The organism is Streptomyces sp. NRRL F-5630, assembly GCF_000719475.1.
GTDB lineage: Bacteria > Actinomycetota > Actinomycetes > Streptomycetales > Streptomycetaceae > Streptomyces.
Window position 1 is genome coordinate 16,496 of the sequence record NZ_JOGO01000065.1, and the last position, 17,059, is coordinate 33,554.

The following is a 17,059-nucleotide window of genomic DNA, read 5'->3' on the forward strand; positions in this document are numbered from 1 at the left end:
ACCGTCCTCGCGCAGTGCGTCCCCGGAACCGTTCAGCGCTCCCACGACTGACGGAAGCGCCCCGGCCGGTCCCCGCTGACACATAGCGGCACGGCCGACAACCGGTGAGATGTGGTGGGGTCCGTCGCGACGGACCCCACCGGCTCCGTGCCCGGACCGGCATTCGGGGTGCCGGTCCGGGTCGGGGCCCTGGGCTGATCGTATGGTTCCCGGGCCGGGGGAGGGGCCGGTTCGGGAGAACGACGCAGACCGTGGCCCGGACGCTACACCGGCCACCCGTCCCCGTGTCACGCCTCGCACCTTCCGCGACCCCCACCCTCGCAGTCCCCGTCCGTTTCCCCCCGTCCGGTCCGTTCCGCACCGACACTTCTGCGGCACGCGGCCCCGCCCCGCACATTCCCCGCCGCACAAGGGCTCCAGGCACCCGGACACCGGCCCCGCCCCCTCGAACCGAGCCCCGGCCAACCCCCGTCGGCCTCTCGTTCTTTCGTCCCGCCGCCGTCAACCTCGCGCCTCTCCGGAACCCCTCCTTCGAGGTGCCGCGGGCAGTCAACAAACCGCCCACGGTTCGCCCGCCCGTGTCGCAGCGGCCCCTTCGGCCTGCGGCATCGGAGACAGCCCGAGGCGCCCGCACCTCGCGCGCCGCCCCCAATGCCGGCGACCGCCCGTCGTCAGATCGCGTCAGTCATCGCGTCCTGGCCGAGTACGTACCGCAGACCGGCCAGCACTCGGCGTCCGCCCACTCTGGTTCAGGAGAAATCGGGGTCGACTTGTGAGGCGAGGTTCGCCCCGGCCCGATCATTGCCCCAGCTCCGCGCGCTCTTCGGATGGAAGTGGAGCATCTGCCGCGTGTACCGCCCCTCAGCCCCGCCGCGCGTACATGGCGTCCGTGCACTTCTGGAGAACGACCAGAGCCGCTTTGTTCTCCTCCCCCAACTCCCCGAACGGCGCCGAGCGCCCCTTCTCCATCGCCCGCATCGCGACCTGCCCACCGTCACCAACAGGTCCTCGACGACCTCGCCCGCAAGAACGTGAGGTCGTCCGGCTCCCCCACCTTGATGCCCACGACCCGGAGCGCGACCCCCAAATTCCCCGCGTACTCCTTGTACTGGCGGTAGACCGACACCCCGCCAGGTCGACTCCGTCGCCAGGAACGCCGTGTCGAACCGGGTGAACACGCCGGAGGCGAAGGAATCCGCGCCGGCGGTCAAGCCCACCGCCACGTACTCGTCCCGACCGCCGACGAGGTGGTTCAGGTGCAGCTCCACTGCCCCGGCCTTCGAGTGGTAGCAGGCCATCCCCAGGTCCGCCTCGGGGAACGGCCCGGTGACCATGAGCCGGGCGTCCGCTCCGTTCAGCTTCACCCGCCGCACACAGGCGTCGTGCACGGGGTCGGCCTCCGCCACCCGCAGCGGACGGGAACCAGCAGCCCCCGGCGGCATTGTCTTGATCACGGCGTCGACAGAGGCGATACGGGGGTTGCTCCCTCCTATGTACTCCTCTTGATGAGCGGAGACGCACGCCCATCGCGGGCAGGTGGGCGGCCTCCTCCTGGGTCATGCCCAGGGCCACGCCGAAATGCTGGTTGACGTCGGCGTCCACCGCCGGGACAGAGGCACCGTCCGCGCGAGGTGACGGACGAAAAGTGAGGCCAGGGCAGGGTGTCTTGCCGCTGCCACCCATCCTTACGAAGCGGATCCTCCTGTTCACCTAGCGTGAGAGTGCGTGATGCCTCGTGGTCAATGCGCGTGAAGAACACCACTCCTTCGAGGGGGCAGCACCCCGACTGCGTAGGGTCTTACTCATGAGTACGACAGCAGCGGGCGCCGACCCGTTCGCCGCCCTCGCGGACCTGCCGGGGGTGCCCGAGGCGGTCGAATCCGTCCGCACCGCCGTGGACCGGGTCTACGCCCACCGCGTCATGCGGCGCCGCAGCAACGAGATCAGCTCCGAGGCGGCGCTGCGGGGCGCCCGTGCCTCCGCCGCGCTCGACGGAGCCGACTGGGCGCTGGAGGAGGTACGTCGACGCACCGACTTCGGCTCGGAGTCAGAGGCGCGCACCGTGGGCGCGGCGTTGCGGTTGAGCGCTGAGGCGGGACAGCTCCTTTCGGTGTGGGGCCAGTCGCCTTTGCGTGTACTGGCCCGGCTGCACGTGGTGGCCGAGGCCAGAGAGGCTCCCGAGGTGGGACGTCCTCGGGTGGCGGGTGAGGGCGTCGAGGACAGCCACCTCGGCCTCGCTCTCCCCGACGCCGCCGAGACCGCGAGCAGGCTGGAGGGACTGGCCGGCCTGCTCGCCTCCGGCTCCAAGGCGCCCGCCCTGGTCGTCGCCGCCATCGTGCACGGCGAACTCCTCGCCCTGCGACCTTTCACGACACGCAACGGACTGGTCGCGCGCGCCGCCGAGCGCATCGTGCTGGTCGGTTCGGGCCTTGACCCGAAGGCGGTGTGCCCCGCCGAGGTGGGGCACTCGGAGCTGGGAGCCGAGGAGTACTCCCGGGCTCTGGGCGGATACGTCACCGGCACCCCGGCGGGTGTGGCGAGCTGGATCCGGCACTGCGCGCGTGCGGTGGAACTCGGCGCGCGCGAGTCCACCGCCGTGTGCGAGGCGCTTCAGCGTGGGGCTGCCTGAAGCACCCTCCCCGAGTGGGTGAGCCGTCGGCGACGGCCTCCTGGCACCGCTTTCGGTGCGAGGGCTCGGGGGGATCACGAGGCGGGGCGGCTCAGCTCGTGACGGAGCGGCGGCGGCTGGAGTACCAGACCAGGCCGGCGGCGGCGACGGCGCCGAACGCCGCTGCGGCGAAGAGGACCGGGGTGGGCGGCCGGAACCTCGGCAGGCGCTGCTTGAGCCGTACCGGACGATGGAAATCCAGTACCTGCCACTCGCGGGCCAGTGCCTCCTTTCGCAGGGTGCGGTCAGGGTTGACCGCTGACGGGTGGCCCACTGCCTCCAGCATCGGCAGGTCGGTCGCCGAGTCGCTGTAGGCGTAGCAGCGGGTCAGGTCGTAGCCTTCGGTCGCGGCCAGCTCCTTCACCGCTTCGGCCTTGGTGGGGCCGTAGGCGTAGTACTCCACCTCACCCGTGTAGCACCCGTCCTCACCCACCACCATGCGGGTCGCTACCACCCGGTCGGCGCCCAGCAACTCACCGATCGGCTCGACCACTTCGGCTCCCGAGGTGGAGACGATCACCACGTCACGCCCGGCCGCGTGGTGCTCCTCGATCAGGGATGCAGCCTCGTCGTAGATGATCGGGTCGATGAGGTCGTGCAGGGTCTCGGCCACGATCTCCTTCACCTGTCGCACGTTCCAGCCACGACACAGGGAGGAGAGGTAGGAGCGCATCCGCTCCATCTGGTCGTGGTCGGCGCCGCCCACGAGGAAGACGAACTGCGTGTACGCCGTTCGCAGGGCGGCTCTGCGATTGATCAGCCCGCCTTGATAGAAGGACTTGCTGAACGTGAGTGTGCTCGACTTCGCAATGACGGTCTTGTCGAGGTCGAAGAAGGCGGCCGTGCGCGGCAAGGAGTGGTTTTCCACGAGGCCGAGCATAGGCGCCCACCATTCGGCGTAAGGCGGCGCGTACGGGTTTGCCTGAGAGGACCCTCGGGTACACCATGGAAGTCACGGATCGTTCGCGACCGTGTCCAACACGGCCCGACTCCTCCCCCCCCCGAGTCGGCCGTGGAGACGACCCCCGCTCTCCCCCCCGGCGGGGGTCGTCGTATGTCTGCGGCCGTTTGGTGCGGTTTGTCCGACCCGTCATCGACTTCCTCCTCCTCTGCGCACGACGCGCTCCCACTCCGGCCGCTGGTGCGGTCGAGTGCTCGTGCTGCACAGCCTGTCACGTTCCGTGGTCGGTCGGCCGCACCGAGCTGAAATCTGTGGATAACTTCCGTAGTTCTCCCACTCTCGTCACCGGAATGAGTGACGCGAATATTCACTTCCCCCGAGTTATCCACAGATTTGCCGTCGGGTACTCAATGCCTCCTTGGTCTCTGCAAGCCTGAATGCGTTCGCGAAGAACGACGCACAGCTCGTTACGGGGGTCTTCCTCGGCGGCGAGGTGCTCCATTTCGCGGTGCGCGCATATGCGCGGCAGACCGGGACAGCGGCGCGGACCCCGCGCGGCGGGCGGCAAGGACGATCGAAGGGGAAGCGGAAGTGATGGGTGTCCACGGGGGAAAAGGCGAAGGGGTCCGGGCCGGCGCGGGACGGGACGAGGCAAGGCCCACGCATGCAGGAAACTCCATGCAGGGGAGCGCGGCCCAGGCCCGCCCTGGGAAGGCCAGGACGAGTGTGTCCGGGAAGGAGACAAAGGAGGGGCGCCCGCCCGGGCCGCTGATCATCACCGAGGACGCGGAGCTCCTTGACGACGTGCTGCGGTTGTGCGCCGCCGCCGGCGTCCTGCCCGAAGTACGTCAGACGGCGCCCGAACGGCGTGGGGACTGGGAGGCGCCCCCTGTCGTCCTGCTCGGCACCGACGTACTGCCCCGCTTTTCGGGGGTGAACCGCAGGCCAGGGCTGCTCGTACTGAGCCGTCTTCCTGTCACCGGGCCCGGCATCTGGCGGCACGCCGTGGAGACGGGCGCCGAGCACGTGCTCGTGCTCCCCGACGCCGAGGAGTGGCTCACTGACCGGCTCGCCGAAGTCGCCGAAGTGGCCGAGGGCGGGACCGTGGAACCCGCCCTCACCGTCGGCGTCATCGGCGGTCGGGGCGGCGCCGGTGCCTCAACACTCGCCTGCGCCCTGGCGCTTGCCTCCGCGGCCGACAACAGGAAGACGCTCTTGGTGGACGCCGACCCGTGGGGCGGCGGAATTGATGTGGTGCTCGGCGCCGAGCGACAAAACGGCCTGCGCTGGCCCGACTTCGCCCGCTCCCGGGGCCGGGTGAGCGGCAGCGCGCTGGAGGAGTCCCTGCCCGCGGCGCACGGTCTGCGCGTCCTGAGCTGGGACCGGGGAGAGTTCGACGGCGTCCCGCCCGAGGCGGTGCGTGCGGTTCTCGCGGCCGGGCGACGCCGCGGCGGAGCCGTTGTCGTCGATCTGCCGCGCCGCTGCGACGCCGAGGTGGCGGAGGTGCTGCGCCAGCTCGACCTCGTACTGCTTCTCGTCCCCAAGGAACTGCGTGCTCTCGCCTCGGCGCGCAAGGTCGCCGCGAGCCTCGGCGCCCTGACGCCCGATGTCCGGCTCCTCGTGTCCGGGCCGCCCCTTCCCGCGGCCACCGAACTGGACACGGCCGAAGTAGTGCGGCTGCTCGGACTGCCGTTCGTCGGCGAAGTGCCCTGGGAGGGCGGCCTCGGGCGCGCGCAGGCGACGGGACGGCCGCCCGGCTCGCGCGGCCCGCTCGCACGGTTCTGCCAGGACTTCTGGGACGAGGCCGCAGCACCGCAGCAGGAAACGTCCAGACGTCACCGGGGAAGGAAGGGCGTACGAGGCGCCCACGTGCGGAGCGCCCGTCGAGAGCGACCCACGCCACCGGGCGGCCCGGAGACCCCGCCCCCCGCCTCGGCGGGAGCGCGTGACAGCGGTGCCGCGCATCGTACGGCTGAGGCGAGGGGGTTCGGGAGCGGTACGCGCGTGCTCGGCCGTCGCCCCGTCGGGGCATGGCCCGAGGGCAGCCGCCCGACCCGGCCTCTACGGCGCGTACACACGACGGCGGGCCCCCAAGGCGCGCGGGACCACGCGGTGGAGGAGCAGACGGCGCTCGCCTACCGGGCCGCCGTGCGCGAAGCGGGAGCACGCCGGTGATCGCCACCGCCGAAGGGCTCCTCGACGGAGTACGCCGCTGGCTCGCGGAGAGAGGCGCTGAACCCACCCCGGCCAAGGTCGCGCTCGCCGTGCGGGAACAGGGCGGCGTACTGGGCGACAGCGAGGTGCTGCGCTTCACGCATCTGCTGCGCTGTGAACTCATCGGCGCCGGGCCGCTCGAACCGCTGCTCGCCGATCCGGACGTGACGGATGTCCTGGTCTCCGCGCCGGACAGGGTCTGGGTGGAGCGCGGCGGCGGCCTGGAGCTGAGCGGTGTGCGCTTCGCCGACGCCGCGGCGGTACGCCGACTCGCGCAGCGTCTCGCCGCCGTCGCCGGCCGACGCCTCGACGACGCCCACCCCTGGGCGGACGCCCGCCTGCCCGACGGGACGCGCTTGCACGCGGTGCTGCCCCCGGTCGCGGTCGGCTCCGCCTGCCTGTCCCTGCGCGTCGTGCGCCCCCGCGCCTTCACTTTGGCCGAACTCACGGAGGCCGGCACGATTCCTCCCGGCGGGGACATGGTGCTGCGCGCGCTCGTCGCAGGCCGTCTCTCCTTCCTGGTCAGTGGTGGTACCGGGACGGGCAAGACGACGCTGCTGAGCGCGTTGCTCGGCCTCGTCGGGCCGGAAGAACGCCTCGTACTGGCCGAGGACTCCGCCGAGCTGAGGCCCGCGCATCCCCACGTCGTGCGGCTGGAGACGCGGCCCGCCAACCAGGAGGGCACGGGCCGTGTCACCCTCCAGGACCTCGTCCGGCAGGCGCTGCGGATGCGGCCCGACCGGCTCGTGGTCGGCGAAGTGCGTGGCGCCGAGGTCGTGCACTTGCTCGCCGCCCTCAATACGGGCCACGAGGGCGGGTGCTGCACTGTGCATGCCAATACGGCTTCCGACGTCCCGGCGCGTCTGGAGGCGCTCGGCACCGCTGCGGGGCTCGACCGCGCCGCGCTGCACAGCCAGGTGGCTGCCGCGCTCTCCGTGGTCCTTCACCTGGTCAGGGACAGCGCGGGCCGGCGCAGGATCGCCGAGATCCGGGTGTTCGCGCGCGACCCGGCAGGGCTCGTCGTGACGGTGCCCGCGCTGCGCTGGGGCGAGCGGGCCTTTGTACGCGAGGAAGGCTGGCCGCGGCTCCGGGAGTTGCTGCGCGAACGAGGCCAGGAGCTCGCGTCATGACAGGGCAGTCATGGGCGCCGCTCGCGGAGGCGGTGCCGGGGCCTGTCGGGGTGCTCGGCTCACCCGCCTGGGCGCTCGTGCTGGCAGTGGTGGGTCTGGTGGCGGTGCGCCGGGTCGGGCGGCCGGGCCCCGCGAGGGCCAGGGCATTGCTGAGCGGCGGCGCGGGGCTTGAGTCGGCCAAGACGTGGCGGCGTGCCCTCGTGCGACTCAAGGCAGAGTGGCGCCCCGAGTGGTGGTGCCCGCCGGGGGCGGTAGCGGTGGCGCTACTGGCGGGCTCCTTCATCCCTCTGGTGCTGGCGCTGCCCGCCTGGCCACTCGTGCGCCGCATGTGCCGCGCCCGGGCGGCGGGCCGGGCGCGGGCCGCACGGGCGGATGCGGTGGTGGTGCTGTGCGGACTCCTGGCCGGCGAGGTACGGGCCGGGAGCGGACCGGCTGAGGCCCTGGCCCATGCGGTGAACGCCTGTGGCGAACTCGGCCCGGCACGGGCTGACATCCTCGCCGCGGCCCGCTTCGGCGGGGATGTCCCTGCGGCATTGCACGAGGCGGCGCGGGTGCCGGGCGCCGAGGGCTTGGTCGGTCTGGCCGCCTGCTGGCGTGTGGCCCTCGACCGGGGAGCCGGGCTCGCGGTCGGCCTGGAGCGACTGGAGCGTGCGCTCCTCGCCGACCGGGATCAGCGCGCGGACCTCCTCGCGCAACTGAGCGGAGCGCGCGCGACGGCGTGGCTCCTGGCCGCGTTGCCGCTCCTCGGACTGCTTCTCGGCTCGGCGGTCGGAGCGGCACCGCTACGCGTGCTCTTCGGCTCGGCCCCGGGGTTCGTCTGCCTCGTGATCGGAAGCGCGCTGGAGGCAGCCGGCGTGTGGTGGTGCCTGTGGCTCGTACGGCAGGCGCAGCGCGGCGCGGGGGTGGCGCGGTGAACGCCGAGGCCGTCCACAGGGTGGGGATTGCGTTGTGGGCGCTGACCCTGGTCCTTCTCCTGGGAACGCTGTTCGTCCGCCGCCAGCAAGCGGCTGCGCGGGGCCGTGGTCGGCGGCTGTTCGGTGCGGCGGGTGGCGGCTCCCGGCTCCGTACGGGCATACGGGCGGGACCTGTCACGCCCCGGCGGTGGGTGAGCGTCGCGGGGGCGGGGTGCACCGTGTGGGCCTTGGCCGGCGAGACGACGGGTCTGGCCTGCGGGATCGCGGTGGCCCTCCTCATGCACCGGTGGATGTGCGCGGACGACATACGCCGGTCGAGGCGCGGGCCAGTGGAGGACGCGAGGCCAAGGCTTTCCTGGCGGCCCCGGCAGCGGGAGGGCGGGACTCCGGCCGATCTGCCGCTCGCGGCGGATCTGCTCGCCGCCTGCGTGGCGGCAGGCGCGGGGCCCGTGGAGGCGGCGGAAGCGGTGGGTAGCTCGCTCGACGGGCTGGTCGGGGAGCGATTGCGGCATGTCGCGGCGGAGATCCGGCTGGGCGGGGAACCGGAGCGGGCCTGGGCCGTCTTCGGCTCGCTGCCCGGGGCGGGCGGGCTCGCGGGCCTGCTCCAGCGCGCCACGATCTCCGGCGCCCCGGTCGCGGCACCGGCCCTGGCACTTGCGGCGGACTGCCGCGCTCGCTGGGCGCGTACCGCCACCGCGGCGGCGCGGCGGGCCGGGGTGCTCGTGACGGCACCGCTCGGCCTCTGCTTCCTGCCAGCCTTCCTGATCCTCGGGGTGGCGCCCGTACTGCTGGGGCTGGCGGGGGAGTTGACGCGCCGCTGAGTGGAGCGGCGACGAAGGACAGCTCGGCGTGCGGACAGCCCGTCGAGGCGGAAAGGAAACGAAGGAGTACGTGGTGAGGAACAACGTGAAGGCTGTACGGGAGACGCGGGGCAAGGGCGCGGGTACGCGCGGAACGGTCGCGCGGGGCCACACGCCCGGTAGGAGGCGGGGCCGGGCCGCCGCCAAGGCCAGGACGCGGCGGGACCTTACGAACGAGCGTCTCGTCATCGCTCGTGGCTGCCGCGCTCTCGCTGCCGGTGCGCGCCAGCGGGGCGCTCCGGGAGATCACGAGTCAGACAATCACCTGAGGGGTGCTCACCTGTCAGCAGGCGCGGTGCCGCGGCCCGATGGGGAGCGGGCGCCGGGGTGTACGGCGGTGAGCCGGCGCCCGGTGGGGGATGTCTTGAGGGAGGGGCGCTCGGCGGAGTTCCGCTTGGTGAAGCCCGCGAAAGGAGGTGGCTCAGCGGAGTCGGACGGCTTGGTAAGGGTGGACGGCTCCGCAGGGGGCCGCGATTCCGCAGGGTCGGGCGAGCCCCCGGTGCCCAGCGATCCGGCGGAGCCCGTGCGTGTAGGGGCGGGTACCGGTCGCAGGAAGGCGAAGGGCCGTGGCCGAAAGCGGCGTAATAGGCGGAGCGTGGAGGGCCGTGCCCCTGTCTCCGGTCCGCGAAATTCGGCGCCCCCGGGGGTGAGGAAGGCCGGTGACGGCGCCGCGGTGGTTGCCGGGGCCGAGAAGCCGAAGACCGGCCCTCTGCCGGTGGACGGGGAGAGCGGTGCGGGGCTGGTGCGGGCCGGAGCGGAGTTGGCGCGGGCGCGGCGCCGGGCGGAAGTGCTCGCCCGTCAGCGGTCCACGGTGGACGGGGGCGCGGATTTTTCCCGGTACCACCGCAGGGACGCGGCGCGCCGGGAGCTGATGCGGCGGCGCATCCGCTGGACCTTGCGGCAGGCGACGAAGGAGGTGCGGGGGCGGGGCGATCTCGGGATGGCGACCGCCGAGTACGCCGTCGCGCTGCTCGCTGCCGTGGGGCTCGCGACGGTGCTCTACAAGGTCGTCACAGGTGGGGCGGTGCAATCGGCATTGCAGGCCGCGGTGATGAAGGCGCTCCGTGGGTGAGAGGCGTGGTGCCGGGCGGCGTGCTGTGCGGGCCGCCGCCCGGTGGCGGCACTCGCTCGGCCGTTCGCCTGCGCGCGGAGGTGACATGGGGATGGTGACGGCGGAGTCTGCGGTGGTCCTGCCTCTTCTCGTGGTGGTGACGCTGGCCCTGGTGTGGGCCCTGTTCGCGGCGGCGGCGCAGGTGCGGTGTGTGGACGCCGCCGGTGCCGGCGCCCGGGCCGCCGCTCGGCAGGACCCCGAGGCGCGTGCGGTGGCCACGGCTCGAGGGGTGGCGCCGGAGGGCGCGGAGGTGCGGGTCGAGCGGGAGGGGGACCTCGTACGGGTGACGGTCACGGCCGAGGCGCCGGGGCCGGGCGGGCTCGGGGTGCGGCTCGGATCCTCCGCCGTGGCGCTCGCGGAAGAGACGGTCGGCACGGGGGAGGTGGCGTCGTGAACCTGTCGGGCAGGACCTGGGTGAGGCACCGGCGGGGTGTGGGGGACCGCGGGGCGGCGACCGTGTGGGCCGTGGCGGTGCTCGCGGTGCTCGGAGTCCTCTTCGGCGGCGCCCTCGCCTACGGCCAAGTGGTGTTGGCCAGGCATCGGGCCGCCCAGGCCGCCGACCTGGGAGCGCTCGCCGCCGCGGACACGTGGGCGCGCGGGACGGGCGCGGCCTGCGGCGCGGCCAGGCGGGTGGCCGGGGCGCAGGGCGGTCGGCTCGCCGGGTGCGGGCTGCGCGGGCGGTACGCCGACGTCACCTCGGTGGGGAACGTCGGGCCATGGACGGTACGGGTCAGGGCGCGGGCGGGGCCGCCGGTCGGGGCACTGGGGCCGGGCGGTCCTCCGGGGGTGGGGCCGTGGCAGGGGCGCCCTTCAGGAGTTCGGTGAGGAGGCGGACGGCGGCCCGTTTGTGGAGGGGTTCGTTGCCGTTGCCGCACTTGGGCGACTGGACACAGGAGGGGCAGCCGGAGTCGCACTCGCAGGCGGCGATGGCCTCGCGGGTCGCGGTGAGCCACTCGCGGGCGGTGGCGAAGGCGCGTTCGGCGAAGCCGGCGCCGCCGGGGTGGCCGTCGTAGACGAAGACCGTGGGCAGCAGGGTGTCGGGGTGGAGCGGTACGGAGACTCCGCCGATGTCCCAGCGGTCGCACGTGGCGAAGAGCGGGAGGAGACCGATGGAGGCGTGTTCGGCGGCGTGGAGGGCGCCGCCGAGTTGCTGGGGGTGGACGAGGGCCGCGTCGAGCTGGTCGTCGGTGACGGTCCACCACACGGCGCGGGTCCGCAGGTGGCGCGGCGGCAGGTCGAGCTTCGTCTCGCCGAGGACCTCACCGGTCAGGAGCCGACGGCGCAGGTAGGAGACGACCTGGTGGGTCACTTCGACCGAGCCGAAGCACAGGCGGCCCTCGCCCCAGGGGATCGAGCGATCGGTCTCCAGGACGGAGACGGAGGTGGTGTCACGGGCGACGGTCGTATACGGGGGTGACGCCTCCTCGACGAGGGCGACGCTCGCGTCGAGGTCGAAGGTGCGTACCTGGTAGGTGCGGCCCTGGTGGAGGTGGACGGCGCCCTCGTGGACGGTCGTGTGCGAGGCGGAGGCGTCGACGGTGCCGAGGAGGCGGCCGGTGCCCTCCTCCACGATCTGCACCGGGGGGCCGCCCTCACCGCGGATGTCGGTGAGGTCGGCGGCGCGCTCCTTGCGGGTCCAGTACCAGGACAGGCTGCGGCGGCGCAGCAGCTTGGCGGACTCGAGTTGCGGGAGCAGCTCGGCGCTCGCCGGGCCGAACAGGCCCTTGTCCTGCTCGGTCAGGGGCAGTTCGGCGGCTGCCGCGCACAGGTGCGGGGCCAGGACGTAGGGGTTGTCCGGGTCGAGGACGGTGGATTCGACGGGCTGGTCGAAAATCGCTTCGGGGTGGTGGACGAGGAAGGTGTCCAGCGGGTCGTCGCGGGCGACGAGAACGGCGAGGGCGCCTTGCCCCGTACGGCCCGCGCGGCCGGCCTGCTGCCACAGCGAGGCGCGCGTGCCGGGATACCCGGCGATGAGGACGGCGTCGAGTCCGGCCACGTCGACGCCCAGTTCGAGGGCCGTGGTGGCGGCGAGGCCGAGGAGCTCGCCGGAGTGCAGGGCGCGTTCCAGGGCCCGGCGTTCCTCGGCGAGGTAGCCGCCGCGGTAGGCGGCGACGCGGGATGCCAGAGCTCGGTCCCGGTCGGCGAGGCGCTCCTTGGCGATGACGGAGATCAGCTCGGCACCGCGCCGGGAGCGCACGAAAGCGACGGATCTCACACCCTGGAGCGTGAGGTCGGTGAGGAGGTCGGCCGTCTCGGCGGTCGCGGTGCGTCGTACGGGGGCGCCCTTCTCGCCCTGGAGCTCGGTGAGCGGGGGCTCCCAGAGGGCGAAGACGACCTCGCCGCGCGGGGAGCCGTCCTCGGCGACCTCGGCGATCGGCAGGCCCGTGAGCCGTTGTCCGGCGACGGCCGGTTCGGCGGCGGTGGCGGAGGCGAGGAGGAAGACGGGCTCGGAGCCGTACCGGGCGCAGAGCCTGCGCAGCCGGCGCAGGACCTGGGCCACGTGGGAGCCGAAGACGCCGCGGTAGACGTGGCACTCGTCGATGACGACGTACTTGAGCGCCCGCAGGAAGGAGGACCAACGCGGGTGCGAGGGCAGGATGCCCCGGTGGAGCATGTCGGGGTTGGTCAGGACGTAGTTCGCGTACTGGCGGACCCACTCGCGTTCCTCGACGTGGGTGTCGCCGTCGTAGACGGCGGGGCGCACGGCGCGGCCGAGCGGGGCGGCGAGCGCGCGCACGGCGCGCCGCTGGTCGGCGGCGAGCGCCTTCGTCGGGGCCAGGTACAGAGCGGTGGCGCCGCGCCCGTTGGGGGCCTCGGAGCCGTCCAGGAGGGTGGAGAGCACGGGGACGAGGTAGCCGAGGGACTTGCCGGAGGCGGTGCCGGTCGAGACCACGACGGACTCGCCGTTCAGGGCGTGCTCGGCGGCTCGTGCCTGATGGGACCACGGGTGGTCGATGCCGGCCTCCTGCACGGCAGCGATCACTTCCGGCCGAACCCGATGCGGCCAGACGGCATAGCTCGCCGGGCGCGGGGGCAGGTGCTCCGTATGAGTGATGCGCTCAGCGCGGCTCGACCCCCCGGCGAGACGGTCCAGAACCGCTCGGGGAGAGTGCTGTGCGGCCGTGCCCCGAGGGGGCCGGCCGGTCGTGGAGTACGTGGCCATCGACATCGAGTGTGTCACTGGCGCGGCGGACAATGCCCTGAAGGCGTCGTGCGCGCGTACCGGTAAGTGATTGAATGCCATGGCGGCTGGCGAACCGTCCCGGGGGCTCAGGCCGAGGTGTCCCGAGGGATGACCGCTCGATAGCAAGGTGCTGGAGGATCAGTGGACCTGTCCCTGTCGACTCGCAATGTGTCCGGCCCCGGTGGCGACCGTACGGTCGTCGAGGTTGGCGGCGAAATCGACGTTTACACCGCTCCCAAGCTGCGTGAGCAGCTCGTGGAGCTGGTGAACGACGGCAATTTCCACCTGGTGGTCGACATGGAAGGGGTCGATTTCCTTGACTCCACCGGTCTCGGCGTCCTGGTGGGTGGCCTGAAGCGTGTCCGGGCTCATGAGGGCTCGCTCCGCCTCGTGTGCAATCAGGAGCGCATCCTCAAGATCTTCCGAATCACGGGCCTGACGAAGGTCTTCCCCATTCACACCTCGGTCGAGGAAGCCGTCGCGGCCACCGACTGAGTTCCGCTCCGCCCCGGGCCGCTGGGCCCGGGGCCGGAGGCGGGCCGTCGTCGGGGCTTCCCCTCGGTGCGCCCGCAGGCACGTCCGTACGTCTGAGGGGGACCGCATGGCCACCGTCGAAATCCGCTTCAGCGCGCTGCCCGCGCACGTCAGGACGGCCCGGCTGGTGGCGGCATCGGTGGCACGTCGCTCCGGTGTCGACGAGGCAGTGCTCGACGAGGTACGCCTCGCCGTGGGCGAAGCGTGCACGCGTGCCGTGGGGCTGCACCGGAACCACGGGGTGACCGAGCCGGTGAGCGTGCGGCTGATCGAGGCGGAGAACCAGTTCTCCATCGAGGTCGTCGACCAGGCCCCGCATGCCTCGGTGACGGATGCCACTCCCGGCGCGATGATCCGCGACGACGAGGTGGACACCCAGGGCGAGGACGAGATGGGCCTCGCCGTGATCAGCGGGCTCGTCGACGACGTGGAGGTCACCACGGGCGAGAGCGGCGGCCGTCTGCGGATGACGTGGCCGGCCAAACCGGGTGTGCTCGCGGACAGCGGACCGGACGTCTGAGACCTCCTCGCGCCGTGCTTGGACGGTTCACGGCCCGCGCCTGAATCATTCATCTGTTGTGCATTGGCCCCGGCCGGGCTCTTCGGCGCCCGACCGGGCTTTCGCGTACCCGCATCTGAGTCGCCCCCCGGCCGGGCTCCGGGCGCATGGCGTGGTGGGCGCGCCCGTGTTCGGACCGCGTCCGCGTTCGTAGCGCGTGACAGCCGTACGGGCGTGCGCGCTTCGGCTTCGTGGCGGTGCGCCTCGTCCCGTTCCGGCGGGCCTGGTCTCGTACCGGCGTGCGCGGCCTCGTCACCGGCGCCCTCGCCTTCGTCTCGGCGCGCTCCTGGCCTCATACGGCTGTGGACAAAGCGCGGAGGGGAGCAGCCAGGGCGGAGCCCAGGGGGGCGCGCGGAGATGGTCGGCGGCGCCTCTTCGTGCTGGTGAGCCCCCGAAGGCGCGCAGTATGCCGTGAGTCATCTCTCCCGTGGTGCAAATGGCGCAATAATGCGCGAACTTCGCGAAGTTCGCGCAGGCTCCTCCTCGGCCCCGTGTAAGTTCCGGGGCCGACAGCCATGGAGGGACCGATCCGTTGAGCAAGAAATTCGTGTGCGCACTGTCCGGCGGTGCGGTACTGCTGCTGGCCCTGTCGGGGTGCGGCGATGACAACGACGCCAAGGTCAACGACTGGGCCAAGACCTTCTGTGGTGACATCAAGCCCGATGTCGAAAAGATCAACTCGGCGACCGCCGCGATCGACAAGCAGACGGCCGACACCAGTAAGCCGGCCGAGGTCCAGAAGACCGACTCGAAGGCGTTCCAGGACCTCTCGACCGCCTACAAGGGGCTGGCCCAGTCCCTGGACAAGGCGGGGGCGCCGCCGGTGGACAACGGCGAGGACATCAAGAGGGACGTGGTCAGGGAGCTGAACGCCAGCTCCGCCTCGTACGCGCAGCTCAAGAAGACCGTCGACGGGCTCGACACGAGCAACCAGGCGAAGTTCGCCGACGGGCTCAAGGATGTGGCCGCGCAGCTCGCCAAGATCTCCCGGGGGAGCAACGCCGCGCTCAACAAGCTCCAGTCCGGCGACGTCGCCAAGGCGATGAAGAACCAGAAGAACTGCCAGAAGGCCTCGCCCTCGCCCTCGGTGCCGAACGCCTCGCCGTCCACGTGACGCTGGGGCGCGTGCGTTCCGGACGCGTGAGGCCGGGGCGGTGGGCCCGCGTGAGGCCGGACCACGCGGAGTCGGCGCGCGCGGGGTCGGCACCCGGCGCCGGCGACCCGACCGGGGTGCGGGGGCACAGCTTCGCGTGAGGCCGTGCCGCGCGTTGTCGGTGGGGCCCGTCACAATGGACGGGTGAGCACCACTTCCGCGAACGCGAGCCCCCACGACCCCGCCGAGCCGCTGCCCGGTGCCGAGAGCCTGCCCGCACACGAGGGCAGGGGCGCCGAGATCGCGGGCCGGTTGCGAGAAGCGCTGCGCGAGGCCGAGTTCACCGCGGACGGACTGCTCGACCTGCTCGGCGCCCCGGCGTACGCGGCCCTCGCGCGCGGCGAGACCGTGCCGGCCCTGCGCGCGACCCGTTCCGCCGGGTCCGTCGCGACGCTCGTGCGGCTCTTCCTCCTCCAGTGCGCGGTGACGCGTGCGGCGCTCGTGGCGGTGCTCGGCGAGGAGCTGTTGGCGGCGGCCGAGGAGTGCGGCTGGCTGCGCGAGGACGGTGACGGCGAGCTGCGCGCCTCCGTCGATGTCCGCCCGTACGGCGGTCCCGAGGGTGAGGACTGGTACGTCGTCTCGGACCTGGGCTGCGCCGTGGGCGGGGCAGGCGGGATCGGCAAGCGGGCGGAGGGTGTCGTCCTGGGCGTCGGCGGGGCCTCGACGACCCTCGCTGGGATCACCGTGCGCACGCCGGTCGAGAGCGTCCTCGACCTCGGTGCGGGCTCCGGCATCCAGGCCCTGCACGCCTCGCCGCACGCCGTGCGCCTCACCGCCACCGACCTCAATCCGCGTGCGCTCGTCTTCGCCGCGCTCACCCTCGCCCTCTCCGGCGCCGGGCCCGCGCGCCTCCTCACTGGCTCGCTCTTCGAGCCGGTCGGCACGGAGACCTTCGATCTCGTCGTCTCCAATCCCCCCTTCGTCATCTCGCCGGGCGCCCGCCTCACCTACCGCGACGGCGGCCGGGAGGGGGACGGCCTCTGCCGCGAGCTGGTCTCCTCGGCGGGGGAGCGGCTCAACGAGGGCGGCTACGCGCAGTTCCTCGCCAACTGGGAGCACGTCGAGGGCGAGACGTGGACCGAGCGGGTGCGTGACTGGGTGCCCGCGGGCTGCGACGCCTGGATCGTGCAGCGCGAGGTGCAGGACGTCACGCAGTACGCGGAGCTGTGGCTGCGGGACGCGGGGGACCACAAGGAGGGGAGTGCGGAGTACGCGCGGCGGTACGAGGAATGGCTCGATTCCTTCGCCGCGCGCGGCACCACGGCGATCGGCTTCGGCTGGATCACCTTGCGCCGCACGACGGCCGCCGAGCCCTCGGTGACGATCGAGGAGTGGCCGCACCCGGTGGAGCAGCCCTTGGGCCCCGCCGTACGCGCGCACTTCGCCCGTGTCGACTACCTCCGCACGCATGACGACGCGGCGCTCCTCGCCGACCACTTCCGGCTCGCCCCCGAGGTGGTGCAGGAGCAGATCGGGCAGCCGGGCGCGGAGAACCCGGAGTACGTGGTGCTGCGCCAGCATCGCGGGATGCGCCGGGCGACCAGGGTCGACTCGATCGGCGCGGGCTTCGCGGGCGTGTGCGACGGCACGCTCAGCGCGGGCGCGATCCTCGACGCGATCGCCCAGCTCGTGGAGGAGGACCCGGTCCTGCTCCGTGACCGGACACCGGCGCAGATCCGTCTCCTGGTCGAGCAGGGCTTCCTGCACCCGGTGGGATCGAGCGGGGCAGGCGGGACAGCGGAAGCGGCGGGCGTGCTCTGACGCGCGGGAGGCCGGGCTGCCTCGGGGCCGGGGCGCCCCGTCCCCGCCCCCCCCGGCCCCGTACACACCC

General features: G+C 72.8%; 13 protein-coding genes and 2 pseudogenes. 12 read left to right on the forward strand and 3 right to left on the reverse strand.

Annotated features, from left to right (window positions below):
• Positions 1-749: 749 nt before the first annotated feature.
• Positions 750-1,683: pseudogene (locus tag IF99_RS35145) on the reverse strand (ATP-binding protein).
• A 121-nt stretch (positions 1,684-1,804) separates the two neighbouring features.
• Between IF99_RS35145 and IF99_RS0124000 the strand changes: the two are divergent.
• Complete coding sequence (locus IF99_RS0124000) at positions 1,805-2,629, forward strand: oxidoreductase (RefSeq protein WP_030999185.1); 825 nt, start codon at positions 1,805-1,807, stop codon at positions 2,627-2,629.
• A 91-nt stretch (positions 2,630-2,720) separates the two neighbouring features.
• On the opposite strand, the gene IF99_RS0124005 is transcribed toward IF99_RS0124000, so the two are convergent.
• Complete coding sequence (locus tag IF99_RS0124005; RefSeq protein ID WP_030999187.1) at positions 2,721-3,548, reverse strand: HAD family hydrolase; 828 nt, start codon at positions 3,546-3,548, stop codon at positions 2,721-2,723.
• Between the two features lie 699 nt (positions 3,549-4,247).
• Here IF99_RS0124005 and ssd point away from each other — a divergent pair.
• From ssd to IF99_RS0124040, 7 genes and pseudogenes are all read left to right on the forward strand, one after another.
• Positions 4,248-5,381 (forward strand): annotated as a pseudogene (gene ssd, locus IF99_RS31085) (septum site-determining protein Ssd); the annotation flags it as partial.
• A gap of 359 nt (positions 5,382-5,740) precedes the next feature.
• Positions 5,741-6,913, forward strand: a complete 1,173-nt coding sequence (locus tag IF99_RS0124015; protein ID WP_030999190.1) for a TadA family conjugal transfer-associated ATPase — start codon at positions 5,741-5,743, stop codon at positions 6,911-6,913.
• A complete protein-coding gene (locus tag IF99_RS0124020; RefSeq protein ID WP_030999191.1) occupies positions 6,910-7,827 on the forward strand; it encodes a type II secretion system F family protein in 918 nt (305 codons plus the stop codon). The genes IF99_RS0124015 and IF99_RS0124020 overlap by 4 nt, the downstream gene beginning before the upstream one ends.
• Before the next feature lie 227 nt (positions 7,828-8,054).
• Complete coding sequence (locus tag IF99_RS0124025) at positions 8,055-8,648, forward strand: type II secretion system F family protein (protein WP_234340823.1); 594 nt, start codon at positions 8,055-8,057, stop codon at positions 8,646-8,648.
• Positions 8,649-9,333: 685 nt separating this feature from the next.
• Complete coding sequence (locus tag IF99_RS33635) at positions 9,334-9,759, forward strand: DUF4244 domain-containing protein (protein ID WP_234340824.1); 426 nt, start codon at positions 9,334-9,336, stop codon at positions 9,757-9,759.
• 25 nt (positions 9,760-9,784) lie between these two features.
• Entirely contained in the window at positions 9,785-10,192 is a 408-nt protein-coding gene (locus tag IF99_RS0124035; protein ID WP_030999195.1) for a TadE family type IV pilus minor pilin, read from the forward strand.
• 62 nt (positions 10,193-10,254) lie between these two features.
• Positions 10,255-10,623, forward strand: coding sequence for an Rv3654c family TadE-like protein (locus IF99_RS0124040; RefSeq protein ID WP_324604390.1), 369 nt, complete (start codon positions 10,255-10,257; stop codon positions 10,621-10,623).
• Here IF99_RS0124040 and IF99_RS0124045 read toward each other — a convergent pair.
• On the reverse strand, positions 10,529-13,042 hold the full coding sequence (locus IF99_RS0124045) for a DEAD/DEAH box helicase (RefSeq protein WP_199806548.1): 2,514 nt from the start codon (positions 13,040-13,042) through the stop codon (positions 10,529-10,531). The two genes, IF99_RS0124040 and IF99_RS0124045, sit on opposite strands and share 95 nt — an antisense overlap.
• 81 nt (positions 13,043-13,123) lie before the next feature.
• On the opposite strand from IF99_RS0124045, the gene bldG reads away from it, so the two are divergent.
• The 4 genes from bldG (at position 13,124) to IF99_RS0124065 (ending at position 16,989) form a co-directional block, all read left to right on the forward strand.
• The gene (gene bldG / locus IF99_RS0124050; protein ID WP_007823876.1) at positions 13,124-13,477 is read left to right on the forward strand and encodes an anti-sigma factor antagonist BldG; all 354 of its coding nucleotides are present in this window, start codon (positions 13,124-13,126) and stop codon (positions 13,475-13,477) included.
• A gap of 106 nt (positions 13,478-13,583) precedes the next feature.
• Positions 13,584-14,036: an ATP-binding protein gene (locus IF99_RS0124055; protein ID WP_030999198.1), complete on the forward strand. Its 453-nt coding sequence runs from the start codon at positions 13,584-13,586 to the stop codon at positions 14,034-14,036.
• A gap of 571 nt (positions 14,037-14,607) precedes the next feature.
• Positions 14,608-15,189 (forward strand): hypothetical protein, encoded by a 582-nt coding sequence (locus tag IF99_RS0124060; RefSeq protein WP_030999199.1) that lies wholly within the window; start codon positions 14,608-14,610, stop codon positions 15,187-15,189.
• 183 nt (positions 15,190-15,372) lie between these two features.
• Positions 15,373-16,989: a DUF7059 domain-containing protein gene (locus IF99_RS0124065; protein ID WP_030999200.1), complete on the forward strand. Its 1,617-nt coding sequence runs from the start codon at positions 15,373-15,375 to the stop codon at positions 16,987-16,989.
• Positions 16,990-17,059: the final 70 nt, after the last annotated feature.

What these genes read in the sequence shown, in the direction of transcription:
- IF99_RS0124000 (WP_030999185.1), top strand. Translation starts at nt 1,805, where the DNA reads ATGAGTACGACAGCAGCGGGCGCCGACCCGTTCGCCGCCCTCGCGGAC.
- IF99_RS0124005 (WP_030999187.1), bottom strand. Translation starts at nt 3,548, where the DNA reads ATGCTCGGCCTCGTGGAAAACCACTCCTTGCCGCGCACGGCCGCCTTC.
- IF99_RS0124020 (WP_030999191.1), top strand. Translation starts at nt 6,910, where the DNA reads ATGACAGGGCAGTCATGGGCGCCGCTCGCGGAGGCGGTGCCGGGGCCT.
- IF99_RS0124045 (WP_199806548.1), bottom strand. Translation starts at nt 13,042, where the DNA reads ATGGCATTCAATCACTTACCGGTACGCGCGCACGACGCCTTCAGGGCA.
- IF99_RS0124055 (WP_030999198.1), top strand. Translation starts at nt 13,584, where the DNA reads ATGGCCACCGTCGAAATCCGCTTCAGCGCGCTGCCCGCGCACGTCAGG.